The 24,942-nt window shown below is 69.0% G+C and carries 23 protein-coding genes; 14 read left to right on the top strand and 9 right to left on the bottom strand.

Features of this window, described 5'->3' with window-relative positions; genetic code table 11:
- The first annotated feature begins 13 nt into the window (after positions 1-13).
- The 7 genes from AC0662_RS15125 to AC0662_RS15095 all read left to right on the top strand — a co-directional run bounded on the left by AC0662_RS15125 (position 14) and on the right by AC0662_RS15095 (position 6,221).
- On the top strand, positions 14-217 hold the full coding sequence (locus AC0662_RS15125) for a DUF7489 domain-containing protein (RefSeq protein ID WP_452199359.1): 204 nt from the start codon (positions 14-16) through the stop codon (positions 215-217).
- 101 nt (positions 218-318) lie between these two features.
- The gene (locus AC0662_RS15120; RefSeq protein ID WP_478301083.1) at positions 319-942 is read left to right on the top strand and encodes a hypothetical protein; all 624 of its coding nucleotides are present in this window, start codon (positions 319-321) and stop codon (positions 940-942) included.
- A 35-nt stretch (positions 943-977) separates the two neighbouring features.
- Positions 978-1,595, top strand: coding sequence for a chemotaxis protein CheB (locus tag AC0662_RS15115; RefSeq protein WP_478301081.1), 618 nt, complete (start codon positions 978-980; stop codon positions 1,593-1,595).
- Entirely contained in the window at positions 1,595-3,466 is a 1,872-nt protein-coding gene (locus AC0662_RS15110) for a CheR family methyltransferase (RefSeq protein ID WP_478301079.1), read from the top strand. The genes AC0662_RS15115 and AC0662_RS15110 overlap by 1 nt, the downstream gene beginning before the upstream one ends.
- A gap of 10 nt (positions 3,467-3,476) precedes the next feature.
- Positions 3,477-4,400 carry a GAF domain-containing protein gene (locus AC0662_RS15105; RefSeq protein WP_478301077.1) on the top strand — a complete coding sequence of 308 codons (924 nt, stop codon included), beginning with the start codon at positions 3,477-3,479 and terminating at the stop codon, positions 4,398-4,400.
- 11 nt (positions 4,401-4,411) lie between these two features.
- Positions 4,412-5,125 carry a GAF and ANTAR domain-containing protein gene (locus AC0662_RS15100; protein ID WP_478301075.1) on the top strand — a complete coding sequence of 238 codons (714 nt, stop codon included), beginning with the start codon at positions 4,412-4,414 and terminating at the stop codon, positions 5,123-5,125.
- A gap of 148 nt (positions 5,126-5,273) precedes the next feature.
- Positions 5,274-6,221: a hypothetical protein gene (locus tag AC0662_RS15095; RefSeq protein WP_478301073.1), complete on the top strand. Its 948-nt coding sequence runs from the start codon at positions 5,274-5,276 to the stop codon at positions 6,219-6,221.
- 75 nt (positions 6,222-6,296) lie between these two features.
- On the opposite strand, the gene AC0662_RS15090 is transcribed toward AC0662_RS15095, so the two are convergent.
- A complete protein-coding gene (locus AC0662_RS15090; protein WP_478301071.1) occupies positions 6,297-7,460 on the bottom strand; it encodes an acyl-CoA dehydrogenase family protein in 1,164 nt (387 codons plus the stop codon).
- A gap of 124 nt (positions 7,461-7,584) precedes the next feature.
- Between AC0662_RS15090 and AC0662_RS15085 the strand changes: the two genes are divergently transcribed.
- A complete protein-coding gene (locus tag AC0662_RS15085) occupies positions 7,585-8,922 on the top strand; it encodes a UDP-glucose dehydrogenase family protein (protein ID WP_478301069.1) in 1,338 nt (445 codons plus the stop codon).
- A gap of 30 nt (positions 8,923-8,952) precedes the next feature.
- Here the strand turns inward: AC0662_RS15085 and AC0662_RS15080 are convergent, their stop codons facing one another.
- The 3 genes from AC0662_RS15080 to AC0662_RS15070 all read right to left on the bottom strand — a co-directional run bounded on the left by AC0662_RS15080 (position 8,953) and on the right by AC0662_RS15070 (position 11,930).
- Entirely contained in the window at positions 8,953-10,173 is a 1,221-nt protein-coding gene (locus AC0662_RS15080) for an MFS transporter (protein WP_478301067.1), read from the bottom strand.
- 75 nt (positions 10,174-10,248) lie between these two features.
- The gene (gene purE, locus AC0662_RS15075; protein WP_478301065.1) at positions 10,249-10,749 is read right to left on the bottom strand and encodes a 5-(carboxyamino)imidazole ribonucleotide mutase; all 501 of its coding nucleotides are present in this window, start codon (positions 10,747-10,749) and stop codon (positions 10,249-10,251) included.
- Between the two features lie 8 nt (positions 10,750-10,757).
- Positions 10,758-11,930: a 5-(carboxyamino)imidazole ribonucleotide synthase gene (locus tag AC0662_RS15070; protein ID WP_478301063.1), complete on the bottom strand. Its 1,173-nt coding sequence runs from the start codon at positions 11,928-11,930 to the stop codon at positions 10,758-10,760.
- Between the two features lie 144 nt (positions 11,931-12,074).
- Here AC0662_RS15070 and AC0662_RS15065 point away from each other — a divergent pair, with 144 nt between their 5' ends.
- The gene (locus AC0662_RS15065; RefSeq protein WP_452199336.1) at positions 12,075-12,638 is read left to right on the top strand and encodes a GtrA family protein; all 564 of its coding nucleotides are present in this window, start codon (positions 12,075-12,077) and stop codon (positions 12,636-12,638) included.
- A 1-nt stretch (position 12,639) separates the two neighbouring features.
- On the opposite strand, the gene AC0662_RS15060 is transcribed toward AC0662_RS15065, so the two are convergent.
- Positions 12,640-13,164, bottom strand: coding sequence for a hypothetical protein (locus AC0662_RS15060; RefSeq protein ID WP_478301061.1), 525 nt, complete (start codon positions 13,162-13,164; stop codon positions 12,640-12,642).
- An 86-nt stretch (positions 13,165-13,250) separates the two neighbouring features.
- Between AC0662_RS15060 and AC0662_RS15055 the strand changes: the two genes are divergently transcribed.
- Complete coding sequence (locus tag AC0662_RS15055; RefSeq protein WP_478301059.1) at positions 13,251-14,534, top strand: phospholipase D-like domain-containing protein; 1,284 nt, start codon at positions 13,251-13,253, stop codon at positions 14,532-14,534.
- Here the strand turns inward: AC0662_RS15055 and AC0662_RS15050 are convergent, their stop codons facing one another.
- Positions 14,535-17,339 carry an AfsR/SARP family transcriptional regulator gene (locus AC0662_RS15050; protein WP_478301057.1) on the bottom strand — a complete coding sequence of 935 codons (2,805 nt, stop codon included), beginning with the start codon at positions 17,337-17,339 and terminating at the stop codon, positions 14,535-14,537.
- Between the two features lie 84 nt (positions 17,340-17,423).
- On the opposite strand from AC0662_RS15050, the gene AC0662_RS15045 reads away from it, so the two are divergent.
- Positions 17,424-18,635 carry a GNAT family N-acetyltransferase gene (locus AC0662_RS15045; protein WP_478301055.1) on the top strand — a complete coding sequence of 404 codons (1,212 nt, stop codon included), beginning with the start codon at positions 17,424-17,426 and terminating at the stop codon, positions 18,633-18,635.
- Here AC0662_RS15045 and AC0662_RS15040 read toward each other — a convergent pair.
- Complete coding sequence (locus AC0662_RS15040) at positions 18,632-19,252, bottom strand: PH domain-containing protein (RefSeq protein WP_478301053.1); 621 nt, start codon at positions 19,250-19,252, stop codon at positions 18,632-18,634. The two genes, AC0662_RS15045 and AC0662_RS15040, sit on opposite strands and share 4 nt — an antisense overlap.
- A gap of 141 nt (positions 19,253-19,393) precedes the next feature.
- On the opposite strand from AC0662_RS15040, the gene AC0662_RS15035 reads away from it, so the two are divergent.
- Genes AC0662_RS15035 through AC0662_RS15025 form a run of 3 tightly spaced genes read left to right on the top strand, consistent with a single transcriptional unit; the run spans position 19,394 to position 21,489 of the window.
- Positions 19,394-20,788, top strand: a complete 1,395-nt coding sequence (locus AC0662_RS15035) for an OFA family MFS transporter (protein WP_478301051.1) — start codon at positions 19,394-19,396, stop codon at positions 20,786-20,788.
- Positions 20,785-20,892 (top strand): MFS transporter small subunit, encoded by a 108-nt coding sequence (locus tag AC0662_RS15030; RefSeq protein WP_478301049.1) that lies wholly within the window; start codon positions 20,785-20,787, stop codon positions 20,890-20,892. Before AC0662_RS15035 ends, AC0662_RS15030 begins: the two co-directional genes overlap by 4 nt.
- Before the next feature lie 48 nt (positions 20,893-20,940).
- Positions 20,941-21,489, top strand: a complete 549-nt coding sequence (locus tag AC0662_RS15025) for an MOSC domain-containing protein (protein ID WP_478301047.1) — start codon at positions 20,941-20,943, stop codon at positions 21,487-21,489.
- Here AC0662_RS15025 and AC0662_RS15020 read toward each other — a convergent pair.
- On the bottom strand, positions 21,467-22,273 hold the full coding sequence (locus tag AC0662_RS15020; protein WP_478301045.1) for a biotin--[acetyl-CoA-carboxylase] ligase: 807 nt from the start codon (positions 22,271-22,273) through the stop codon (positions 21,467-21,469). The genes AC0662_RS15025 and AC0662_RS15020 overlap by 23 nt on opposite strands.
- Positions 22,273-24,900, bottom strand: a complete 2,628-nt coding sequence (locus AC0662_RS15015; RefSeq protein ID WP_452199317.1) for a phosphoenolpyruvate carboxylase — start codon at positions 24,898-24,900, stop codon at positions 22,273-22,275. Before AC0662_RS15015 ends, AC0662_RS15020 begins: the two co-directional genes overlap by 1 nt.
- Positions 24,901-24,942 lie beyond the last annotated feature (42 nt).

Here is a 24,942-nt window from a genome sequence, read left to right as displayed (position 1 = left end):
AAGGAGCGCCACCGTGACTGACCAGGAAGCCTGGAGCGGGGTCGTCGTGAAGAAGTCCCGCGCCTTGTACGACGGTTCGAACCTCTACCGCAAGCTCGAGGTGCAGCTCGACGGCGGCGAGGTCCAGGACATCAAGGTGCAGCGCGACCTCTGGAAGCAGCTCGAGGTCGGCGACCGCGTGGTCAAGGAGGCCGGGTCCGACCCGCGCCGCGGCTGACCCAGCGACTGACCCAGCGACCGACACAGCAGCCGTTCGGCTCCGAGTTCGCAGGTCTTCGGACCCTGGCGCCGCTCCGCGCCAGGCCGCACGCTGAGCCCATGCTCATTGACGCCCAGATGCCCGTGTGGGAGCAGCGCATGACGCGGGCCGTGCCGGTCGATGCCGATGCGCAGCGGACCTATCGCGCCATCCGGGACGTCGAGCTGTTCCGATCGCCGCTGCTGTCCGAACCGCACCGGAACGGGTCGCTGCCCGACGATCTCCTCGGATGGGCCGGGCGTGCCCCTGGCAAGGTGGTGAACGAACCGCCGGGCTTCGATCACCTGATGACCCGAGGGTTCCAGGTGGTGGCCGACAACGAGGAGACCGAACTCGTGATCGGTTTCATCGGCCGGTGGTGGCAGGCCGACTACACGCGGGTGGTCTGGAGCCCGGCGGAGCTGCGCGCGTTCGACCTGCCTGGCTACGGAGTCGGGGTGTGGGGCTTGACCGTCCTCGGCTATGGCGAGCGCAGTTCGGTCCTCGTCGCCGAGGTCCGGCTACGCTGCACCGACGCGGCGTCCCGGCACGCTCTCGGCGCGTACTTCGCCTTGACGTCGCCGCTGATCACGGCAATGGGCCAGCCGATGCTCCGGCTGATCCGCCGTGCGGCCGAGCGCCGCGTCACCCCGGTTGCCGTCGATGGTGACGGATCGTGGTCACGACGGCGCGATAGGCGCTAGGCTCGGGGAGTGTTCACCGGCCGCACCTCCAGATCATGAATCAACCTGGTCCACCCCGTCTCGGAGCCGAGCAGGTCGATCGGTTCGACATCGTCGCGATCGCATCGTCCGCGGGCGGCATCCGGGCGCTCACGCAGGTGCTCGGCGGATTACCGTCGGGGTTGCGGGTCCCGGTGCTGGTCGTCCAGCACCTCGACCCACGGCATCAAACGGTGATCGCCGATGTGCTCGGGCGCCGGTCCCCCTTGCGGGTGAAACTGGCCGCGGACGGCGAGCACGCCAAACCGGGTACGGCGTACATCGCGCCGCCGAACCGGCATCTGCTGGTCGGCGCGGGCGGCGAACTGTCGCTCTCGAGCAGCGAGCTGGTGCATTTCGTCCGGCCGTCGGCGGACCTGCTCTTCGAGTCCGCGGCCGGAGCCTACGGAGCGCGAGCGATCGCTTGTGTACTGACCGGATCGGGGCGCGACGGTTCGATGGGCGTCAGCGCGGTCAAGTCACGCGGCGGCACGGTGATCGTCGAGGACCCGGAATCGGCGGAGTTCAGCGGAATGCCGGAGGCGGCGGTGGCCGCCGGGGCGGTCGATTTCGTCCTGCCGCTCGGTGAGATCGCGGACGTGATCGCGGCGCTGGTCGAATCGAGGAGCGTTTGATGTCCGACAACGTCCACGACAGCCCGGACCCGGACCTTGAGCAGCTGCTCGGCTTCATCCGGGACTCCCGCGGCTTCGATTTCACCGGCTACAAGCGGACCTCGCTGGCCCGCCGGGTGCGCAAACGGATGGCCGACGTGGGAATCGCCGGCTATCTGGACTACCGGGATCTGCTGGAGACGAGCGCGGAGGAGTTCGAGTTCCTCTTCAACACCGTCCTGATCAACGTCACGAGTTTCTTCCGGGACACCGACAGCTGGTCCTACCTCCAGCGCGAGATCCTGCCCGAGCTGCTGAGCAGCGTCGACCCCGAAGAGGAGATCCGGGTCTGGAGCGCCGGGTGCTCGAGCGGCGAGGAGGCCTACTCGCTGGCCATCATGTTCGCCCAGGCGCTGGGGATCGAGGAGTGCGCCCGGCGGGTCAAGATCTACGGAACCGATGTCGACGAAGAGGCACTGCGCGAGGCGCGCACCGGCTCGTACCCGGCCAAGGCGCTCGAGGCGATGCCGGAAGAAATGCGCAGCCTGTACTTCGAGGAGAGCGGCTCGCGCTTCACGTTCCGGTCCGACCTGCGCCGCCGGGTGATCTTCGGTCGCCACGACATCACCAGGGACGCCCCGATCTCGCGACTGCACTTGCTCGTGTGCCGCAACACGCTGATGTACTTCAACGTCGAGGCACAGGCGCAGATCATGGACCGGTTCCACTTCGCCCTCCGGGAGAGCGGCTACCTGTTCCTCGGCAAGGCCGAGATGCTGCTGTCCGACGGCGAGCGCTTCGACGTGGTGAGCATGCGGCAGCGGATCTTCCGCCGGAAACCGGGTGACGCCGGCCCGCCCCATCAGCCCAGCCCACTGCAGCTGGCCCCGGCCGCCGGGCTGGAGCTTCGCGACGCCGCCCGCAAACGGCAGCTTCGCGACCTGGTTCTGGAGACGGCGCCGAACGCCATCATCTCGGTCGACCTGGACGGGACGATCATCCAGCTCAACAGCCAGGCCAGAGCACAGTTCGGGCTGACGTCCCACGACCTCGGCCGGCCGTTCCGCGACCTCGAGGTCTCCTACCGGCCCACCGAGCTCCGCTCGCTGATCGAACAGGCGCACTCCGAACGCCGAGCGGTCCGGGTCAACGCGGTCGAGCGCAGACTGTCCGCCGAGGACGTGCAGTACCTCGACATCGTCGTACAACCGCTGACCGCCTCGGACGGCATCCTCGTGGGATCGTCCGTCGTGTTCACCGACACCACCGCCCTGACCCGGCTGCAGCTCGAGGTGAAGCGAAACCGCGAGGATCTCGAGACCGCCTACGAGGAACTCCAGTCCACCAACGAAGAACTCGAAACCACCAACGAGGAACTCCAGTCCAGCATCGAGGAACTCGAAACCACCAACGAAGAGCTGCAGTCCACCAACGAAGAACTCGAAACCACCAACGAGGAACTCCAGTCGGGCAACGAAGAGCTCGAGACGATGAACGAGGAGATCCGCATCCGCAGTACCGAGCTCGACGAGGCCCGGACCTTCCTCGAGGGTGTGCTGTCCAGCGTTGCTGCCGGAGTCGTGGTGCTCGATGGCGACCTGCGGGTCCGCAGCTGGAATCGCGGTGCCCAAGAGCTCTGGGGACTGCGCGGCGACGAGGTGAAACAGCAACTGTTCTTCCAGCTGGACTTCGGTTTGCCGACGGCGGCGCTGGTCGAGGTGGTCCAGCGCTGCGTGGACACCGGCGCCCGAACCGGGCCGACCGAGCTGCCCGCGGTGAACCGCAAGGGCCGGGCGATCAGGTGCGCGGTCACCTGTTCGCCACTTGACAGCCAAGGAGACGGCGTGGTGCTGCTGATGGAAGACATGCACGGAACCGACGAAGAGGCATAGGCTGAGCTTCGTGGGAGCTGGGCTGTCGGCCTGGATCGGGCCGGTTCGTGAGCGTGCTGAGATGGAGCTGGCCCGAGCGAGTCGGGCAGGCGCTATCGCCCTGCGCCATGAGCAGCTGATCGCGACAGCCTCCGAGTCTGCTCGCCCGCTGCATGAGCGAATGGTTCGGCTGCACCGCAAGAACGAAGAGCGCCACCTGACCGCCGCGAAGCTGCATGACGCCCACATCCGCCGGATCGAGCGGTGGTTCGCTCTGGACGCGGCGGCGGCGAGTCGCCGGCCGCTGCTCATTTCCACCGTGGCCGAGATGCTCGGCGCCCGGAGCGCCGGGATCACGCTGCTCAGTTCCCGGTGGGCCGTGGCGGCCTCGATGACGGCCTCGGACCCACTGGCGGCAGCGGCCCAGGACTTGGAATTCACCCTGGGCGAAGGACCCGTGCACGACACGGCCGCCTCCGGCCGGCTGGTTGTCGTGGCCGAAGACTCACTGCCGGATCGCTGGCGGCTCTTCTCGCCGGCTGTCTCGGCCCTCGGCGTGCACTCGATCGCGGCTGCGCCACTGGGGCTTCCGGACCGGTGCTTGGGCGCACTCGCGGTGTTCGACCCGCCACCCTCCGGCCCGGACCAGCCTCCTGGACGGGCGATAGAGGAGATCGCCGACGCCCTGACCCACACCATCCTGCTCACCGACGAGTACGTCGCCCAGCTCATCGAGGAAAGCTCGGTGGGCGACAACCTGGCAGGGAGCCTGGTGGACGGCCCCGGGGACTCCGCGGTCGTTCATCAGGCCGCAGGGATGGTCGCCGCACAGTGCGGCTGCAACGTCGCGGACGCACTCGCCCTGGTCAATGCCCGGGCGTTCGCGGACAACGAACTGGTCACCACCACAGCCCGCCGGATCGTGGAGAGACGGCTACGGCTGGACACTCCATAGGGAGACCGACAATGAACCGCCCCGATCATCCGCGATGGGTCAGCGTGCCGGATCTCGTCGCCAGATTCGTGGCAGATCCGGACGTGGGAAGCACCCTCGGCTGGCTCACGACGCACTGTGCCGAGGTTCCAGGCGCCCGCGCGTCGGCCTTGCTGCTGGCCGGCCACGAAGGCGTGCTCGAGGTCGCCGCCGTGTCCTCGGACCTCGCGAGCTGGTTGCACGAGCTTGAAGCGCGCAACCTCGAAGGACCGGCTCAGGACAGCTACGCCACCTGCCGCCGCATCGACTGCGCGGATCTGTCCGAGGCCGATACCCGGTGGCCCCAGTACGCCGCGGCGGCGCGGCGGGCCGGGATCCGGGCGGTGCACGTGTTCCCGTTGGCGCTGCCGGGGCGGGCGATCGGCGCGCTGGCGATGTATTTCAGCCAGCCGGGCGGCCTGTCCGAGGACGACCTCGGGCGAGGGCAGGCGCTGGCGAGCACGGCAGCCCTCGGGGTGGCCAGTGGCCAGGCCACGCAGGACAAAGCGCGCGCCGACCAACTGCAGGGCGCGCTGGACAGCCGGGTACTGATCGAGCAGGCGAAGGGCCTGCTCGCGGAACGATTGAGCGTCGCTCCCGGCGAGGCGTTCGGCGTACTGCGAAAGTACGCCCGGAACCACCAGGTCCGCCTCGACATCGTCTGCACGGCCGTCCTCGACGGCAGTCTCTCGCTGTCCAGCCGCTGACGCGGAGGTACCTCACCAAGAGTCGGTAGATCTCGATTTGATCACGTCGCGTTACGGGAGTAACGCCAGGTAGGCGGGCCGCGATGGGACGGTCAGTGACCTGAGACTCGGGGAGTTGACCGAGGAACCTGCTCTTGGAAGAGGAACCATGAAGCTGCATCGTCTTGCCTTCGCGATGGCGGGTGTGGGCCTGCTGGCCGCGTCCGTCGCGACTGTTCCGGCCAACGCCGGAAAGACCGACCCGAAGCCGTGGTCGGACCTGACCCACCAGTCGAACACCGCGAAGGCCGCTTCCGCCGCCTGCTACATCTCGGTCGGCTACCCGACCGCGGCCGGCACCATGGAAGCAGCCGACGTGATCGCCGGACGGCCGCCCGAGGGGCTGCCGTACGAGTCGTTCAAGTTCGTCGGCACCCGGGCCAACGCGACCTGGTACATGGCCAGCAACGCCGCGGCGACCCAGTTCTACTACTACGGCCTGCTGCTCCAGGGCGGGAACCTGTACCGACACACGACGTACATCTACGACACCGACCGCGCACCGCTCGCGACCTTCAAGAAGGTCGGCAGCGGCTGGTCGAGCTTCAAGACCATCGCCACCTCGAACTACAGTGTCGGCGCGCCGCGGCACCAGTACCTGTACGGGCTGAACAGCAACGGCAGTCTGTACCGCTACTCGATCGCCGGCGCCGGCATCAAGTCCTACGGTTCGTTCGCCGGTTTCAAGGGCTTCAAGACGATGACGGTGCTCAGCGAGACCGCGACGTACGACACGCTGCTGATGACCACGACCGCCGGTGCGCTGTGGACCGTGCGGATCCCGGTCGCGGCCTCGACCAAGCCGGTGCTGAAGCGGATCCGGACCGGTGGCTGGCAGAACTTCGAGTCCCTGGTCGTCGACGGCTGCGGTGACCGCGGCGGTTCGCTGATCGTTGGTGTGGACAACGACACCAAGACCGGCACCCTCTACGCCATGAGCAAGGCGAACGGCGCAGCCACCGCCTTGACCGGCTACGGCAACATCCCAGGCGTCGTCTTCAACGGCGTCAACTCGGTCCTCCTCACCACCCACTACGACCAACTGGTCGGCGAGTAGCAACCGCAGCTGTGCGCCGCGGACCACCGCGGCCCACAGCTGCTGTTCAAGAACGCGTGTGTCGCCCGGCCGGGATCACTTGAGGCCTTTGAGGAGTTGGCGGGCCATGACGATGCGCTGGACTTGGTTGGTGCCTTCGTAGATTTGGGTGATCTTGGCGTCGCGCATCATGCGTTCGACTGGGTAGTCGTGGGTGTAGCCGTAGCCGCCGAGGAGTTGTACGGCGTCGGTGGTGACGGCCATCGCGACGTCGGAGGCGAAGCACTTGGCGGCGGCGCCGAAGTAGGTGAGGTCGCTGTCGTTGCGCTCCGAGCGGGCCGCGGCGGCGTACGTGAGCTGGCGGGCCGCCTCGATCTTCATGCCCATGTCGGCGAGCATGAACTGCAGGCCCTGGAACTCCGCGATCGCCTTGCCGAACTGCTTGCGCTCCTGGACGTACCCGAGCGCGTAGTCCAGCGCGCCCTGCGCGATCCCGAGCGCCTGTGCCGCGATCGTCACGCGGGTGTGGTCCAGCGTCGCCATCGCGGTCGAGAACCCGGTGCCTTCCGCACCGATCATCCGCGTGGCAGGGATCTTCACGTTGTCGAAGTACACCTCGCGGGTCGGCGAACCCTTGATCCCGAGCTTCTTCTCCGGCGCCCCGAACGACACGCCCTCGTCGGACTTCTCCACCACGAAGGCGGAGATCCCGCGAGACCGCGCCTCCGGGTCGGTGACCGCGAACACCGTGTAGAAGTCGCTGACGCCGGCGTTGGTGATCCAGCGCTTCACGCCGTTCAGCACGTAGTCGTCGCCGTCGCGGACCGCGCGGGTCTTCATCGACGCGGCGTCCGACCCGGCTTCGGGCTCGGACAGGCAGTAGGAGAACATCGCGTCGCCCGCCGCGACCGGCGGCAGATAGCGCTGCTTGACCTCGTCCGACGCGGACAGCAACAGCGGGAGTGAGCCGAGCTTGTTCACGGCCGGGATCAGCGAACTCGAGGCGCAGGCCCGCGCCACTTCCTCGATCACGATCACCGTGGCGAGCGCGTCCGCCCCGGCGCCGCCGTACTGCTCCGGGATGTGCGGCGCGTGGAAGTCCGAGGCCTTCAGCGCGTCGTACGACGCCTTCGGGAACTCGGCCAGCTCGTCCACGTCCCCGGCGTGCGGGGCGACCTTGGCGTCACAGACGTCGCGAACGGCCTCGCGGATCGCCTGGTGCTCCTCGGACAGCGCGTACAGCTCGAATGAGTTACTCACGAGTCACACAGTACGACGAACCACCCGTGCGCGGGGGACGTCGTACCCCGAAAGTGAGCAACAGCGCACTCTGCAGACATGAGCCGGTCACCGGCTGATAACCACGATGGGTAGAGTCCCCGACATGAGTGAAGCGACGCCCCGGCCGCTGCGGATCGCCGTCATCGGTACCAACTACCTAGGCGCGAACACCGCCGCGGGGATGGCCGAGTTCGGTTTCGACGTGATCGGGGTCGAGATCGACGAGCACCGGCTCAAGCTGCTGAACGACGGTAAGGCCCCGCTGTACGAACCCGGGCTGGACCCGCTGCTGAAGAAGCACACCGAGTCCGGCCGGCTGCGGTTCACCAACGACTACACCGAGATCGCCGACTGGGCCGACGTGCACTTCGTCTGCGTCGGCACGCCGCAGCTCGAGGGCAGCGAGGCCGCGGACCTGTCGCAGGTGCACTCGGTCGTCGACATGCTCGCCCCGCTGCTGACCCGGCCGGTGCTGGTGGTCGGCCGCTCCACGGTCCCGGTCGGTACGTCGACGATCGTCGAGCAGCGCTTCCACGCCGAGTCCCCCGCCGGTCAGGCGGTCGAGATCGCCTGGCAGCCCGAGTTCCTCCGCGAGGCGCACGGCGTCGAGGACACCCTGCACCCGGACCGGCTGGTCTTCGGTGTCCAGTCCGAGGCGGCGGAGACCCGGCTGCGCGAGGTGTTCGCCACCCCGATCGGCGAGGGTACGCCGGTAGTGGTGTGCAACCTGCCGACCGCGGAGCTGGTGAAGGCGGGCGCGAACGCGTTCCTGGCCACGAAGATCTCGTTCATCAACGCGCTCGCCGAGATGGCCGACGCGACCGGCGCGGACGTCACCCAGCTCGCGGACGCGCTCGGGTACGACCAGCGGATCGGCCGCGGCGCGCTGAACGCCGGCCCCGGGTACGGCGGCGGCTGCCTGCCGAAGGACCTGCGGGCGTTCATGCACCGCGCCGGCGAGCTCGGCGTCGAGGAGATCATCACGCTGCTCCGCGAGGTCGACGACATCAACCAGCACCGGCGCGCGGGGATCGTGCACCTGACCCACGAGATGCTCGGCGGCGAATGGATCGGCAAGAACGTCACGGTCCTCGGCGCAGCCTTCAAGGCCGGTACGGACGATGTTCGGGACTCGCCCGCGCTGGACGTGGCCGGCCGGATCCAGCTGCACGGGGCCAACGTCACGGTGTACGACCCCGAGGCGATGGAGAACGCCCGCCGGGTCCGCCCGACGCTGCGCTACGCCCCGAGCGCCGTCGAGGCCTGCCGCGACGCGCACGCCGTACTGCACCTCACGGAGTGGCCGGAGTTCCGTGCGCTCGACCCGGCCGCGCTGAAGGACGTCGTCGCCGCACCGGTTGTCGTCGACGCCCGGCTGAACCTCGATGTCGAGGCGTGGCGGGCGGCAGGCTGGACCTACCGCGCGCCTGGCAAGCCGTAACGCACAAGCCGTAAAAGCAGAGAGCCCGGGTCAGCTGACCCGGGCGTTGCGGATCACCGGGCGGCTGAGGGCGATCAGGCCGATCAGCGCGACCGCGACTCCGATGCCGAGGCAGACGCCGGTGATCTGGATGCTCTCGACGTCCGCGAGGCTGCCGAGCACCGGGTTCATCACGACCTGGGCGAGGCTCTGGCAGAGCACGATCACCGACTGCAGGCGGGACTGGTACTCGCGTTCGACCGAGTTCATCAGCAGCGGCAGGATGTGCCCGGTGAAGGTGCCGACGCCGATGCCGCTGATCACCGCCGCCACGATCGTGAGCGGCAGCGGGAGGAACGCGGACAGGCCGATGAAGCCGACGGCGGCGAGCAGCAGACCCAGCATCGCGACCATCCCGGGGCGCTGGAAGGCGCCGCGCATCAGGATCCGGATCGACACGACTCCGACCCCGAGGCTCCGGGTCGCGATCAGGATGCCGGCGGTCGTGGCGTCCCAATGGTGGTCGCGGGCCAGCAACGGCAGCAGCAGGGCGTCCATCGGCATCAACAAACCGGCCGCGATCGTCATCGTGATCAGCAGCGCCCGGGTGAGCGGCCGCCCGAAGGCCGCACGGAGGCCGTCCGCGATCGACCGGAACATGCTGGTCGTCCGGGACCCGTGCGGGGCGGTGGTGCCGCGGAGCAGGTACAGCACCACGATCATGATGCCGAAGGTGATCGCGTCGAAGCCGGCCGCCGCGGACAGACCGGCCCAGTTGACCAGGAGACCGCCGACCGCGGTACCGGTGACGGCGAAGACGACGCCCGAGACCTGGAAGCTCGCCAGCGCCCTCGGCACCTGTTCCGGCGGAACCAGGAGCCGCGGCATCGAGCGGGACGAGGGCAGGAAGAACGCGTCGATGACGCCGACCACCAGGGCCAGGACGACCAGCAACCAGATCGGCTCGCCCACCGCGAGCGTGGCGGGCACCAGGGCGGCGGTGACCACGAACATCGCGACACAGCTGACGAGCAGCACCCGCGGAGCGCCGTACCGGTCGCCGATGGCGCCGCCGATCAGGAGGAGCACGGCGCGCGGGGCGGCAGCCAGCAGCAGGATCAGACCGGCCACCCGCCCACCGTGCTGGCTGGCGGACCATCCGATGGCGAACATCATCGTCAGGTCGCCGAGCAGCGAGACCAACGCGCCGAACAGCCAGATCCAATAACGGACCGGAATGCGCTGCGTATCCGGTTCAGTGGGCGGAGTCACGATCGACGACCTTAAACGACAACCAATGGGATCTCACGACTACCCGCCCCCGTCCGGAGAAAACCAGCGACTCCTTCAGCCTTTACGCAACTCTGCCGCCCCGTCACGCACCGTGACGCCCTTCCCGCGCGCGATCTCCGCCAGCGACGCCTGGAACCCGATCATCCGGTCCCGCAGCTTCTCGTCGGAAGCGGCCAGGATCCGGACCGCCAGCAGCCCCGCGTTCCGGGCGTTGCCGATCGAGACCGTCGCCACCGGCACCCCGGCCGGCATCTGCACGATCGACAGCAGCGAGTCCATCCCGTCCAGGTACTTCAGCGGCACCGGGACGCCGATCACCGGCAGCGGCGTGACCGACGCGAGCATCCCGGGCAGGTGCGCGGCTCCGCCGGCGCCCGCGATCAGCACCTTCAGGCCGCGTTCGTGGGCTGACCGTCCGTAGTCGATCATCTCGGTCGGCATCCGGTGCGCGGAGACGACGTCTGCCTCAAAGGGCACCTCGAAGTCCGCGCACACCTCGGCCGCGGCCTTCATGGTCGGCCAGTCGGAGTCCGACCCCATCACGATGCCAATCATCAGCAGTCCTATTCGTCGATCGTGCCGGTCAGGTAAGCGGCCGCGTGCCGGGCCCGCTCACGGGTCTGTTCGAGATCGTCGCCGTACGCCGTGACGTGGCCGACCTTGCGGCCCGGCCTCACCGACTTCCCGTAGAAGTGCACCTTGAGGCCCGGGTCGCGCGCCAGGCAGTGCAGCAGGCCGCGGTGCATGTCCTCGACGTCCCCGCCGAGCACGTTCACCATCACGGCGTACGGCGCCCGCGCGGCCGGCGACCCCAGCGGCAGGTCGAGGACGGCCCGCAGGTGGTTCTCGAACTGGGACGTGACCGCCCCGTCGATCGACCAGTGCCCGGTGTTGTGCGGGCGCATCGCCAGCTCGTTGACCAGCAGCCGTCCGTCGCGGGCCTCGAACATCTCCACCGCGAGGACGCCGACCACGCCGAGCTCGCCGGCGATCCGCAGCGCGGTCTGCTGCGCCTGGGCGGCCTTCTCCGGCGCCAGGCCGGGCGCGGGCGCGGTGACCTCGACGCAGATGCCGTCCTTCTGCACCGACTCGACGATCGGGTAGGCGACCGCCTGCCCGTGCGGCGAGCGGGCCACGATCGCGGACAGTTCGCGGACGAAGTCCACCTTCTCCTCGGCCAGGATCGGTACGCCGCTCGCGAAGGCCGTGGCGATCGCGTCGTCGTCGGGGCCGTCGATGAACCAGACGCCCTTGCCGTCGTACCCGCCGCGGGTGGTCTTCAGGATGATCGGGAAGCCGCCGACCCGCTTGGCGAAGTCCGCGACGTCGGCGGGCGACTCGACCACCTGGTGCGCCGGCGACGGCGCGTCGAAGGTGTCCAGCCGGGCCCGCATCACGGCCTTGTCCTGGGCGTGCACGAGCGCGTCCGGACCGGGCCGGACCGCGACCCCGTCCGCCTCGAGCGTGTGCAGCAGGTCCGTCGGCACGTGCTCGTGGTCGAACGTCACCACATCACACTCGGCGGCGAACCGGCGTACCGTCTCGGGGTCCTTGTAGTCGCCGACGGGGGCGTCGGCGACGGCCTGGGCCGCCGACACCGTGGGGCCTTCGGCGAGCACCCGGAGCTGGATGCCGAGCGCGACGGCCGTTTCCTGGGTCATCCGGGCCAGTTGGCCGCCACCGACCATGCCGACCACCGGCGTACCGACGGGGAGGTCGTTTCGATCGAACTTCACAGCGGTGAGCCTAATGTCCATACAACATCGCTCCTACGGCGGCCACCGCGGCGCGCTGAGGATTTCGGTGTCTGACCGGTCGCCAGGTACCGTGGGAAGCTGTTCTGCCCGTCGCGATCTGATCACAGAAGGTTCCGAACACCGTTGAAGCTCGTCACCACGCTGTACCGCCAGTTCCAGCACCTGGTGCACGAAGTGGCCAAGTTCGGACTGATCGGTGTCCTCGGTCTGGTCGTGGACCTGCCGATCTACAACTGGCTCGTGTTCAACAACCCGCTGGTGCTCGCCGACTCGGGAGTCGGCATGCTGCACCACAAGCCGCTGACCGCGAAGCTGATCTCGACCACCGTCGCCACCGTCGTGACGTACTTCGGGAACCGCTACTGGACGTGGCGGGACCGGGAGCGCAGCGGACTGCACCGTGAGTACGTGCTGTTCTTCGTGCTGAACGGGATCGGCCTGCTGATCGCGGCCGGCTGTCTGGCCTTCTCGCGGTACGTGCTGGACCTGCACAGCTGGCTGTCCGACAACATCGCGGCGAACTTCATCGGCCTCGGCCTCGGCACGCTGTTCCGCTTCTGGTCGTACCGGAAGTTCGTGTTCAAGGAAGAGACCGCGCCCGACGAGGTCGAGCAGACCCCGGCGCCGAACTCCCCCGCCGAGCTCGACGACACCGAGTCGACCGGCGACCTTCCCGCCGTCCGCTGATCTACTGCCAGCCGAACCAGCGGGAGCATTCCGCCGCGGTGACCATGCGATGCGAGCTGATGCTCTTCGCCCAGTTACCGCTGGTGTCGCCGTAGTGCCACAGCACGTTCACCCAGCGCCCGGGCGCCAGGCAGAACGAGTCGCCTTTGCCGCCCGAGTTGTATTTCGGGTACGTGTAGAACTTCACCGGCCTCGATGAGGTGTTCAGCACCGAGGCGGTCTTGTTGTCGAACGCCTTGATGGCACCCTTGCCGTCGCCGTAGTCGCTGTCATTGCCCTTGTCCTTGGCGTCGTTACTGCCCGCACAGTCGTCCCTGGCGTACAGGAAAACGTAGCCGCTCTTCGCGTACTTCGCGGCCGTCTGCCGACAGTTCAGCTCGGCCGCGGCGACGGTGGCTGCGGCAGTGTCGGCAGTTTCGGTCCTGGGCGGCGCTGCGGTGGTGTGGGCCGCGCCGCCTGCCAGCAGGCTCGCGGTGGCAGCGGTGGCAGCGGTGGCAGCGGTGGCGAGAAGCGTCAGCTTGATCATGCGCCAGGACGGTAGCCAGCGCGGTTATCGGCCGGTTATCACCGGCGGATACTGCGCCGATAACCGGCGTCCGTACGGTCCCGGCCATGAGATCACGGATACTTGCCGGCCTCGTCGCCACCGTCGTCGCGTCCGGGTCACTTCTCCTGGCCGGGGGCGTACCCACGAGCGTCGCGAAGACCCAGGCCCTCACCGACCACACCACCTTCAGCAACCCGAACACGTCCGAGAACGACGACATCGTCGCCGAGATCGTGCGTTTGATCGACGACGCTGAGAGGGGCAGCAAGATCTGGGTAGCGCACTATCACTTCAACGAACCCCGCATCCGGGACAGCCTGATGAAGGCCTCCGACAACGGCGTGGGCATCCAGGTCGTCCTCAGTGGGGCTGAGCGGAACGTCCCCGCCGCCGTCGCTCTCAAGGACAAGCTCGAGAAGGACCCGACGAAGCAGTCGTGGGTGTTCTTCTGCCCGGGGAAGGGCGGGGAGTACTCGTGCCTGGGCTCGCACATCATGCACAACAAGTTCTTCCTGTTCGAGAAGACCGCCGGCGCCAGTAACGTGATCGTCCAGTCCTCCGCGAACCTCAACGAGTTCTCCGGAACGAAGATGTGGAACAGCTCCGTCACGCTGGTGGGGCACAAAGGTCTGTTCGACGCCTATCGCGCGTACTTCGAGGACCTGCATGCGGCCGAACCGGAGCCTGACTACTTCCATAAGCACAAGTACTCCGACGACGAGTTCACGCTGACGCACTCGCCGCGCCGCGACGACACGGGCACCACCTGGGTCGAGGTGCTGAAGGACATCAAGTGCACGGGCAACACGTCCGGTGGTACCTCGGACAATCACCGGACGATCATCCGGGTCGCCAACAACTCGTTCGCCGGCCACAACGGGAGCCGGATCGCGGATGCCCTGTGGCAGAAGGACCAGGAAGGCTGTTACGTCGACATCGTGGCCAGCGAGATCTCTCATGGCGACAAGCCGGGCGACGCACAGCCCCTTGAGCACCTGTTGAAAAAGCCCAACGGGTACCACGGACCCGTCGTGCGGGAGTTCAGTGAGTACACCTACAAGGCCGACGGGTCCCGTGGTCCGAAGCGGAAGCAGTTGCATCAGAAGGATCTGATGATCGACGGCAACTACAAGCAGCCGAACAACAAGGTGGTCTTCACCGGGACGCTGAACTTCAACAACAAGTCCAACGCGTCGAACGACGAGTCGCTGCTGATGATCGACAACGACACGATCCACGACGACTTCGTCAAGCAGTTCCTGCGGATCCGGACCTGCGCGAACCTCGACTGGCAGACGAGTGCCCAGCAGAACGGCAACGAGCCGGATCACTCACCCGACTGCATCTGATCAGAGGTTGCGACTGATGACGTCGGGAGTCCGTGGCCGGTCGGTGGACTCGATCGCGTGCCGTTCGTCGGCATCGATCAGTCCAAGGCCGGCCAGGATCCCCGCGGACGTGGACCAGGCGGCCCGCGCCTCCACCGCTTCGCCGCGATCCTGGTACGTCTTCCCGAGACCCCACCAGATCTCCGCGTCCAGGTACGTGTCGGTCGTTGCCTTGCGCAACTCGAGCGCCCGGCGGAAGTGCGCGATGGCCTCGACGAAACGGCCGGACCGGCGCAGTGCCTCGGCCAGGTTCGCCAGGATCGACGTCATCCGCCGCGATTCGCCGGACGCCTCGGCGGCGTCCAGCGCCGCGGTGTGCGTCCGCACCTCGTCGTCCGTCCGCCCGAGATGCCGATACGTCAGGCCCAGACCGGTGAGATACAGCGGTACGACGAAGTCCCGGCCGGCGCTCCGGGCCAGGTCGATCGCTTCGGAGTACGAGCCGATCGCCTCGTCGTACCGCTCGAGCCGGTGCTGGACGACAGCGAGCATGTGGACCTGCGCGGCCTCGGTCGAGTGGTTGCCGATCAAGCGGTACGCCTCGCGCGCCTGGCGGAGATGCTCCGGCGCCGCGTTCAGGTCGCCGATCTGCATCTGCCCGTACCCGATCGCCTCGTGGGCGACCGCCAGATGGCGCGGGTCCGCGGTGTGATCGGCCGCGTCGAGTGCGACGACACCCATCGTCCATGCGTCCCCCACGCGACCACGGTTCGTCAGGAGTACGGCGTACACCGCGCACAGTGCCGCGGTCAGCACCGGGCCTTCGTCGGTGGGCAGCTCGGCGGCCTGCTGGACGAGCGCGAGCAGGTTGTCCCGTTCGACGTCCAGCCACGCGTAGACCGCGTCCCGGTCGTCGAGGGTCGCGCCGTCGCGGGTCAGCAGGTGTGGCTCGAGGTCGTTACGCCAGGTCGCCAAGGGAAGCGCGATCTCGATGGCTCGGCGTGCGGTGGCGAGGTGGCAGTGGAAGGCCCGGCGCAACGCGGCGACACGGTCGGTCTCGGGATCCTCGGCGTGGGCGCGTTCGCGGGCGTACAACCGGATCAGGTCGTGCATGGCGTAGCGGCCGGGTCGCGGAGCACGGATCAGTTGGGCGTCGGTGAGGTCCTCGAGCAGCCGACCGGTGGTTTCCGGCGGCAGATCGACGAGTGCGGCAGCGACCGGAACGCCGAGGTCAGCGCCGTCGAGGAGACCGAGTGCCCGGAAGAGGCGCCGGTGCTGCGGTCCGAGTTCGGCGTACCCGAGCTCGAAGCCGGCGCGGAGCGCGCGGTCGCCGGAACTCAGGGCATCCAACCGGTCGTCCTCCTGCCGGAGCCGGTCCGCCAGATCGGGCAGCGTGGAGCCCGGCCGCGTGACGAGCCGGGCGGCGACGAGCGAGATCGCGAGCGGCAGGTGACCGCACAGACGGACGATCTCGTCGGCAGCGCCTTCGTCGTACGGCGCTGTTGTGGTCAATCGCTTGAGCAGCTGGAGCGCCTCGTCGTGAGTGAGTACGTCGAGGTTCTCGTGGACCGCACCGGGCAGATCGACGAGAACGCGTCGGCTGGTGACCAGGACTCGGCAGCCCGGCCCGGCGGCGATCAGCGACGCGACCTGCGCCGGGTCGTGGGCGTTGTCGAGGACGAACAGCAAGCGGCGGCTGTTGGTCAGCGACCGCAGCCGCGCGGACGCTTCGTCGGGATCACTCGGGACGGCGCGGTCGCTGGTCCCGAGCGACCGCAGGATCCGCGCCTGCGCCGCCTTCGGCTCCAACGGCCTGCTGCCCGGCGTGGATCCCCGCAGATCGATGTAGATCTGACCGTCCGGAAACCCACCGACCAGACTGTGCGCGACCTGGATCGCGAGCGTCGACTTCCCCACGCCACCGGGACCCGCCACCGCGACCACGGGGTACGGCGGATCCGATGACAACAACTCCACCAAGCGATTCAGCTGCTGCTCCCGGCCGGTGAACACCGGCAGCTCACCTGGCAACTCCGCCGGCACGACATGAGCGGGATCCGGTACGCCGGCATTCGCACGAGGCGGGTCCGCGGTCAGGACCGTCCGCTCGACCTCGCGGAGCTCCCGGCCCGGTTCGAGACCGAGCTCGTCGAGCAGGACCCGACGGCCCTCCTGGTAACTGGCAAGTGCGTCCGCTCGCCGGCCGGACTGCCACAGCGCGGTGACGAGTTGGGCGCGCAGCTTCTCGCGCAACGGGTGCTCGGCGACGAGGCGAGTGAGCTCGCCGACCAGCTCGCGACCGCGGCCGAGCGTCAGCTCATGGGCGTAGAGCTGTTCGCAGGTCCACAGCCGCGCCTCGCTCCACTGCTGAGCCGCGGCGGCCAGCCCGGGTGCTTCCAGACCGGCGAGCACTGGGCCGTGCCACAGGCCGAGTGCCGAGCGCAGTTGTTCCACCGCAGCGGCTGGGTCGGTCTCGGCCTTCGCTGCGGTCATCAGCCGACCGGCCTCGGCGACGTCGGTCCAGACCCGGGTGTGGTCGAGCCGGTAGCCGCCCGGCGTGGTCATGATGACCGGGGGTGTGCCGTCGCCGAGGTCGAACGCGCGCCGCAGCGCCGAGATCTGGATGCTGACCTGGGTCCGGGCCGAGGCCGGTGGATCGTCCTGCCACACCATGGCGATCAGGCGTTCCAGCGGCACCACGCGGCCTTCGTGCAGGACCAGCGCGGCCAGCACCTGCAGGGCTCGCGGGCGCCCCAGCCCGACCGGACGGCCGCGGATCGCCGCGTCGACCGGGCCGAGAACGCGGATCTCGACCAGTCGATTCATTCCACCGCACAATAATCGCCGCCGGTGTCATTCCGCTGTCACAAACCAGCTGCCGTCTCCGGTTCGGCATGTGAAGATGCGGGGGTGACCGACATCGAGGTACGCGCAGCGACGGCCGCCGATTTCGAGGCGACGCGGGAAGTGTTCGGCGGGGCGATGATGTTCGACCCGTCCTCCGACGAGCTCGGGCGGCAGCTGTTCGAGCCCGAGCGCACGCTGGTGGCGACCGACGACGGGGCCGTCATCGGGACGACCACGGTGCTCACGCGGGACCTGTCCGTCCCGGGTGCGGTGGTCGACGCCGCGCACGTCACCGGGGTCGGGGTACGCGCGACGCATCGCCGGCGCGGCGTGATGTCGCAGCTGATCGGGCGGCAGCTCCGCGAGGTCCCGGAGGCAGTCGCGGTGCTGTGGGCCAGCGAGCCGGCGATCTACGGCCGCTTCGGGTACGCCGCGGCCGCCTGGGGTACGGCGTACGAGGTCGATCTGCATCGTGTTGGTCCGACCAACGATCCGATCCGCCCGGGCGCGCTCGGTGTACTGACGGCGGACGAGGCGCTGAAGGAGTTGCCGGCTGTTCTGCGCCGCCTGCAGGAGCAGCGGCCCGGGGTGTCGGGGCGCTCGGAGCTGCGGTGGCGGAAACACCTGAAGGACAAGCCGGAGGACCGCAACGGGCGAACGGCCCTGGAGATCCTGGTGCACCGCGACGAGGCCGGGACCGTCGACGGGTACGCCCTCTGGCGCGGCAAGATGAACTGGATCCCCACCGGGCCGGCGAACGAGGTCCTTGTCGAGGAACTCGTCGCGCCCGAGTTCCCGGCGTACCGGGCGCTCTGGCAGCACCTGTTGACGATGGATCTCAGTGCGAAGCTGGGCTACGGGTACGCCGCTGTCGACGAGCCGCTGCTGCAGCTCGTCAGCACGCCGACGGCGCTCGACCGCCGCGTGGGCGAGTCGCTCTGGCTCCGCGTGACCGACGTACCGCGGGCGCTGCGGGAGCGGCGGTACGCCGTACCGATCGACCTCGTTCTCGAGGTGACGGACGGCCTGATCGAAGCGAACAACGGCCGCTTCCGGCTGACCGGCGACGACGCGCTCGTGACCTGCGACCGCACCGACAGTCCCGCCGACCTGACCCTCTCGGTCGCCGAACTAGCCGCGACCTACCTCGGCGGCCGCCACCTCGCCGAATTCGCCACCACCGGCCGAGTCACCGAACACACCCCCGGCGCCCTCAACCGAGCCACAGCAGCCTTCAACTGGCCCCTCGCCCCAGTCAGCGTCGAGATCTTCTAGCGGTCGTCGTCGGAGCTGAAGAGGGTTTCGCCGTCGTCGGGGCGGGTGGGGCGTTCCTGCTGTTGGGGGCGGCGGCGCATGTGTTCCGGCGGCGCCTCGTCCTCGAGGATGCCGTCGCCAGGTTTGCCGTCGGGGCCGCCGAACAGCAGGTCTGACATCTGCAGGTGGACGTGCTCGACATGCGGTACGTCGGGCAGCACCACCTGACCGCGTTCGCCGGCGGACTCGATGTGCAGCGTGCCGCACCCGAGGATGCGGTCGATCAGCCCGTGCTCGTACGACACGTCGTTGACCCGCATCAGCGGGATGTCCCGGCCGGTCCGGGTGAGCACGCCGTGCCGGGTGATCAGCCGCCGGTTGGTGATCGTGTACGTCGAGAAGAACCAGTTCAGGAACGGTTTCAGCGCGAACATCGCCAGTACCACCACGCCGACCGCGAGGATCGCGATCCGGGCCGGCGTCTGCACCGAGCCGGTCGGCACGATCGCGGCCAGGAACCCACCGAGGGCCGCCACCACGAGCAGCAGGAGCACCGGGCCGATCAGCGCCTTCCAGTGCGTCCGGGTGCTGACGACGACGTACTCGTCCTCACCCAACAACTTCGCCGAGATCGCCATACCCCCAGTCTCACAGGTCGCAGGTTCGGTTGTCCCCTCCCGACACGATCGAGCGAAAAGATGGTTTAACACTTCACAATCTGCATACAGTGAGCCAAGATGCGCGAAGGGTTACCAGCTGGGGGACGAGAGGGAGCCGTGATGGCAGTCTTGTCGGTACTTGATCGGGAGCACACCGTCGCACCGCCGGGGTACAGCCGGTGGCTGATCCCGCCGGCCGCGCTGGCCGTCCACCTGTGTATCGGGCAGGCGTACGCGACCAGCGTCTACAAGACCTCGATGGTGAAGCACTTCGGCGCCAGTCAGACGGCGGTCGGCGTCGTGTTCAGCATCGCGATCGTGATGCTCGGCCTCTCGGCCGCGATCGGCGGCACCTGGGTCGAACGCAACGGCCCGCGGAAGGCGATGTTCGTCGCCGCCTGCTTCTGGGCGACCGGATTCCTGGTCGGCGCCCTCGGCATCGGCACCGGCCAACTCTGGCTGGTCTACCTCGGGTACGGCGTGATCGGCGGCATCGGTCTCGGGATCGGCTACATCTCCCCGGTGTCCACCCTGATCAAGTGGTTCCCCGACCGCCCGGGCCTCGCCACCGGCCTGGCGATCATGGGCTTCGGCGGCGGCGCGCTCGTCGCCAGCCCGCTGTCCCGCCAGTTGCTCAGCCTGTACGACGCCGGCTACAACCCGAACGTGAGTACGTCGGTCGCGGGCGGCGGCGCACTCGTCGGGCTGTTCGTCACGCTCGGCGTCGGCTACTTCGTGATCATGATGTTCGGCGTCTTCAACATCCGCGTCCCCGCCGACGGCTGGACGCCACCGGGCTTCGACTCGGCGAGCGTGCAGCAGAAGGCGCTCGTCACGACCGGCAACGTCTCGGCCGCGAACGCGATCAAGACGCCGCAGTTCTGGTTCCTGTGGGTGGTGCTGTTCTGCAACGTGACCGCGGGGATCGGCATCCTCGAGCAGGCCAGCCCGATGATCCAGGACTTCTTCCGCGGCGACGACGGGAAGTCGACCGTCGCGGTCGCGGCGGCGGCCGGGTTCGTCGGGCTGCTGTCGATCTTCAACATGGGCGGCCGCTTCGGCTGGTCGAGTACGTCGGACGTGATCGGGCGCAAGCCGATCTACGCGATGTACCTCGGCGTCGGGATCGTCGCGTACGCACTGCTGGCGACCGTCGGGCACACCAGCACGTTCGTGTTCGTCCTGCTGGCGGCGGTGATCATCTCGTTCTACGGCGGTGGCTTCGCGACCGCACCGGCGTACCTGCGGGACTTGCTCGGCACGTACCAGGTCGGCGCGATCCACGGCCGGCTGCTGACCGCGTGGTCGGCGGCCGGGATCGCGGGACCGCTGATCATCAACGGGTTCCTCGACAAGGAGGGCAAGCCGGGCACGCTGACCGCGTCGGCGTACCGTCCGGCGCTGTTCACGATGGTCGGCGTCCTCGTCGTCGGGTTCGTCGCCAACCTGCTGATCCGCTCGGTCGCCGAGCGGTTCCACGAGAAGACCGAGACGACCGCGGAGGCCGCACGATGAACCAGACCGCACGCCTGGCGATCTCTTGGCTCCTGGTCGCCGTCCTGCTCGGGTACGGCGTCATCGAAACGCTGATCACCGCAGCCAAGATCTTCACCTCATAAAGCGAAAACGATCAAGTACGCCGGCGCGAACGGCGGCACGATGGTGGCATGACCACCACCGTGCCCGCCGCCGTCGTGGCGGTGAACGTCGTCCACGAGCTGATCCGCGGGCCGACGCGGTGGACGGCGATCGACAAGCGGCCGGTGGACGGGGCGGTCGCGGTGGGCGAGCTCGGGCTGGTCGGTGACCGGCAGTGCGATACGCGGTACCACGGTGGGGTGGACAAGGCGCTCTATGCGTATGCCGCGGAGGATGCGGAGTGGTGGAGCGCCGAGTTGGGGCGGGAGATTCCGCCGGGGTTGTTCGGGGAGAATCTGACCACGCGCGGGCTCGACATCACCGGCGCGCTGCTCGGCGAGCGGTGGCGGATTGGTGGGACGGCCAACGGAATCCTGGTCGAGGTACGGTCGGCGCGGACGCCGTGCGGGAACCTGTCGGGGCGGATGGGGATCCACCGCTTCCACCATCGGTTCGCGAAGACCGGGCGGGTCGGCGCGTACCTGAAGGTGCTGGAGACCGGCTCGGTGCAGGCCGGCGACCCGATCGTGGTGGTGCACCGGCCGGCCGCTGCGGTCAGGCTGGGCGGAGGTGGGTGACGTCGCCGGCGGCGAGGGGGCGGGGGCCTTCGGGGGTGTCGACGATCAGGCGGCCGTCGTCGGCGAGGTCGCGGGCAGTGCCTTCCAGGAAGGTGCCGTCAGGGAGCTCGACGCGGACCTTCCGGCCGATCGTCGCCGACAACTCGCGGTACTCCGGGAGGATCGTCTGCGGATCCCCACCCGACTCGACCCAGGTCCGGTAGCGCGCTGCGAGCTCACGCAGTACCGCAGCCATCACCGTCGTCCGGTCCGTGGTGGCTGCCTTCTCCAGCAGGAGTGACGTGGCAGCCTCGTGCGGCTTCTCCGACTCGCGCAGCGTCACGTTGAGACCGATCCCGATGACGGCAGCCGGACCGTCGACCCGCTCGAGCAGGATGCCCGCGAGCTTCCGGTCCTCCACGAGTACGTCGTTCGGCCACTTCACCTGCGCCGGTACGTCGGCCACTTCGCGCACCGCGGCCGCAACGGCCAGCGGTGCGAGCAGACCGAGCCACGGCCAGCGCGACGCGTCGACCGCTGTCGGCCGCAGCAACAGGGACATCAGCACTGCCGACTGCGGCGGAGTCGTCCACGTCCGCCCCAGCCGTCCTCGACCGGACGACTGGTACTCCGCCACCACGACCAGCCCTTCAGGCTGGCCCTTCGCGGCAGCAGCCGCCACGACCGCATTGGTCGACGGCGTCTCCGCGAGTACATCGATCTGCGTCCACAGCGAACCGGGGCGCACCAAGCGGCCCCGCAGGAACTTCTCGTCCAGCGGGGGCCGCTCCAGGTCGTTGAACATCAGCCGGTGTTCTGCAGGCCGGCGGCAACGCCCGAGACGGTCAGCAGCAGCAACCGTCGAGTGCGGACGATCTGCTCCTCACTGAGCGAGTCATCGGTCCGCAGTGTCCGCAGCGCCCGCAGCTGCAGGTAGCTGAGCGCGTCGACGTACGGGTTGCGCAGCTCGACCGCACGGCCCAGCACGCGACGGCCCTGCAGCAGGCGCTCCTGGTCGAGCACCTTGAGCACCCACTCGGTGGTGAGCGCGTGCTCGTCGAGCATCTGCTGCGTCAGCTCGTCCCGGTCGCCCAGCTCGAGGTAGCGGCCGAGGATGCGCCGGTCGGTCTTCGCCAGCGACATCTCCGCGTTCTCCAGCATCACCTGGAACAGCGGCCAGTTCTGGTTCGCGTCCCGCAGAAGCGCGACGTCACCGACCGCCTGCAGCGCCGTACCCAGGCCGTACCAGCCCGGTGCGTTGACGCGGGCCTGCGACCAGGCGAACACCCACGGGATCGCCCGCAGGTCCTCCAGCGACGACACCGCGACACCACGCCGCGCCGGCCGCGAACCGAGCGGCAGCTGCCCCAGCTCCTCCAGCGGCGTCACGGTGCTGAACCACTCCGCGAACCCCTCCGCCTTCACCAGCCGGTGGTACGCCGTCCGCGCGGCCTCGTCGAGCGTCTTCTCCATCACCGAGAACCGCTCGGCCGCCGCGACGGCCCGCTCCTCGATGGCCGGCGTCGACGCGAGCAACGTTGCCGCGGTGACCTGCTCGATGTGCCGCTGCGCGATCGCCGAGTTCCCGTACCGGGCCGGGATCGCCTCACCCTGCTCGGTGAGCTTGAACCGCCCGGCCACCGACCCAGGAGCCTGCGCCAGTACGGCGCGGTTCGCCGGGCCACCGCCGCGCCCGAGCGCGCCACCACGGCCGTGGAACAGGGTCAGCCGGATCGCGTTCCGCTGCGCCCACGCGGTGATCCGCGCCTGCGCGTCGTACAGCGCCAGCGTCGCGGACACCGGGCCGACGTCCTTCGCGGAGTCGGAGTACCCGAGCATCACCTCGAAGCGCCGGTCGTTCGCGGTCAGCCGGTGCCGCACGCGGGTGAGCTGGATCGCGTTGTCCAGCACCTCCACCGAGTTCTGCAGGTCCTCACCGGTCTCGAACAGCGGTACGACGTCCAGCTCGATCGGACGCCCGTCCAGCGCGGCGTCGGCGAGCTCGTACACGGCCGCCAGGTCGCCGGCGTTGCGCGTGAACGAGACGACGTACCGGCGGCAGGCCTCGGGGCCGAAGCGCTGCTGGATCTGTCCGATCACCCGCAGCGTCGCCAGGACCTCTTCGGTCTTCTCTGACAGCTCTCCGCCGCCCAGGACCTCCTCGAGGGCCTTGGCGTGTACGGCGGAGTGCTGACGGACCTCCAGCTCGGCCAGGTGGAACCCGAACGAGTTCACCTGCCAGATGAGCTGCTGGAGCTCGCCGTACGCCTGGCGTGGTGCACCGGCGGTCACCAGCGAGTCCTGCAGCACCTTGAGCTCGTGCAGGAAGTCAGCGGCCCGCGGATAGCCGAAGTCGGCGTCCCGGTTCCGGGTGGCGGCCAGCCGGCGCGCGGCGAGCAGCAGGAGCTGCCGGTGCGGCTCCGCGGGCGACCGGCTCTCGATGTCCGCGATCAGCTCCGGGTTGACCGCCCGGGCGTCCTCCAGGATCCGGCGGACCGGTGCGGACGGCGGAGTGGTCGCGGCGTCCAGGGTGAGCGCGCGGCCGAGCACCTCGGTGGCCTGCTCCAGCGCCCGCAGGACGTGGTCGGCCTGGATCTGCATGGCCTCGCGGGTGATCGCCGCGGTGACGTTCGGGTTGCCGTCGCGGTCGCCGCCGATCCACGACCCGAGGTGCACGAACGGTGCCACCACCGGCGGCCGCGTCCCGGCCGCGTCCCCGGCGAGCGCGTCGTCGAGCCGGCGGTACACGTTGCCGACGACGTTGAACAGGGTCTCCTCGAACACCGCCATCGCGGACCGCACCTCGTCCAGCGGCGAGGGGCGGGCGGTGCGGAGTTGCGACGTACGCCACAGGACGTCGACCTGCTCGACGAGGCGGCGGCGGTTCTCGGCCAGGTCGCTGTCGCCGGCGCGCGGGTCGTGGCGCTCGTCCAGCAGCGACGAGATCCGCCGGATCGTCGCCAGGACGGCGCGGCGCCGGGCCTCGGTCGGGTGCGCGGTCAGTACCGGACGGAACTCCAGGCCGTTGAGCAGCGCGCGGGCCTGCTGCTCGCCGCTGTCGCGGGCGATCTGCTCGACGGCCTGGGCCAGCTCCGACACCACGGCCTCGCTGCCGGCCCGGTCGCGCTCACGGAGCACGCGGGCGCGGTGCAGTTCCTCGCTGAGGTTCGTCAGGTGGAAGTAGCAGGTGAACGCGCGGGCCACGTCCTCGGCGCGCTCGTGCGGCCAGGAGGCGACCAGCTGCTCGGCCGCGGCGCCGTCTCCGGCGATGGTCAGCTCGCGCAACTTCTCGACGTCGTCGAGCAGCGGCTGACCGGCGTACTCGACCAGAACCTTTCCGAGGATCTCTCCGAGCAGGCGGACGTCGGCCCTGAGTTCCTCAGGCACCTCGAACCGCGCGCGGGTACGGGTCTCACTTCCGGTCTCGGTCACGTTCGCCCACATTATCGGCGGACGCCCGTCCGTGCCGCCGAG

The organism is Kribbella sp. NPDC043289 (assembly GCF_056436705.1).
This window is presented reverse-complemented; position numbering and strand designations above follow the sequence as displayed.

Bases quoted from the DNA above. Each gene is read 5' to 3' on its own strand.
- AC0662_RS15110 (WP_478301079.1), top strand. From the start codon at position 1,595: ATGTCCGACAACGTCCACGACAGCCCGGACCCGGACCTTGAGCAGCTG.
- AC0662_RS15100 (WP_478301075.1), top strand. From the start codon at position 4,412: ATGAACCGCCCCGATCATCCGCGATGGGTCAGCGTGCCGGATCTCGTC.
- AC0662_RS15115 (WP_478301081.1), top strand. From the start codon at position 978: ATGAATCAACCTGGTCCACCCCGTCTCGGAGCCGAGCAGGTCGATCGG.
- AC0662_RS15040 (WP_478301053.1), bottom strand. From the start codon at position 19,252: ATGGCGATCTCGGCGAAGTTGTTGGGTGAGGACGAGTACGTCGTCGTC.
- AC0662_RS15050 (WP_478301057.1), bottom strand. From the start codon at position 17,339: ATGAATCGACTGGTCGAGATCCGCGTTCTCGGCCCGGTCGACGCGGCG.
- AC0662_RS15055 (WP_478301059.1), top strand. From the start codon at position 13,251: ATGAGATCACGGATACTTGCCGGCCTCGTCGCCACCGTCGTCGCGTCC.
- AC0662_RS15060 (WP_478301061.1), bottom strand. From the start codon at position 13,164: ATGATCAAGCTGACGCTTCTCGCCACCGCTGCCACCGCTGCCACCGCT.
- AC0662_RS15035 (WP_478301051.1), top strand. From the start codon at position 19,394: ATGGCAGTCTTGTCGGTACTTGATCGGGAGCACACCGTCGCACCGCCG.
- AC0662_RS15020 (WP_478301045.1), bottom strand. From the start codon at position 22,273: ATGTTCAACGACCTGGAGCGGCCCCCGCTGGACGAGAAGTTCCTGCGG.
- purE (WP_478301065.1), bottom strand. From the start codon at position 10,749: ATGATTGGCATCGTGATGGGGTCGGACTCCGACTGGCCGACCATGAAG.
- AC0662_RS15030 (WP_478301049.1), top strand. From the start codon at position 20,785: ATGAACCAGACCGCACGCCTGGCGATCTCTTGGCTCCTGGTCGCCGTC.
- AC0662_RS15095 (WP_478301073.1), top strand. From the start codon at position 5,274: ATGAAGCTGCATCGTCTTGCCTTCGCGATGGCGGGTGTGGGCCTGCTG.
- AC0662_RS15025 (WP_478301047.1), top strand. From the start codon at position 20,941: ATGACCACCACCGTGCCCGCCGCCGTCGTGGCGGTGAACGTCGTCCAC.
- AC0662_RS15120 (WP_478301083.1), top strand. From the start codon at position 319: ATGCTCATTGACGCCCAGATGCCCGTGTGGGAGCAGCGCATGACGCGG.
- AC0662_RS15085 (WP_478301069.1), top strand. From the start codon at position 7,585: ATGAGTGAAGCGACGCCCCGGCCGCTGCGGATCGCCGTCATCGGTACC.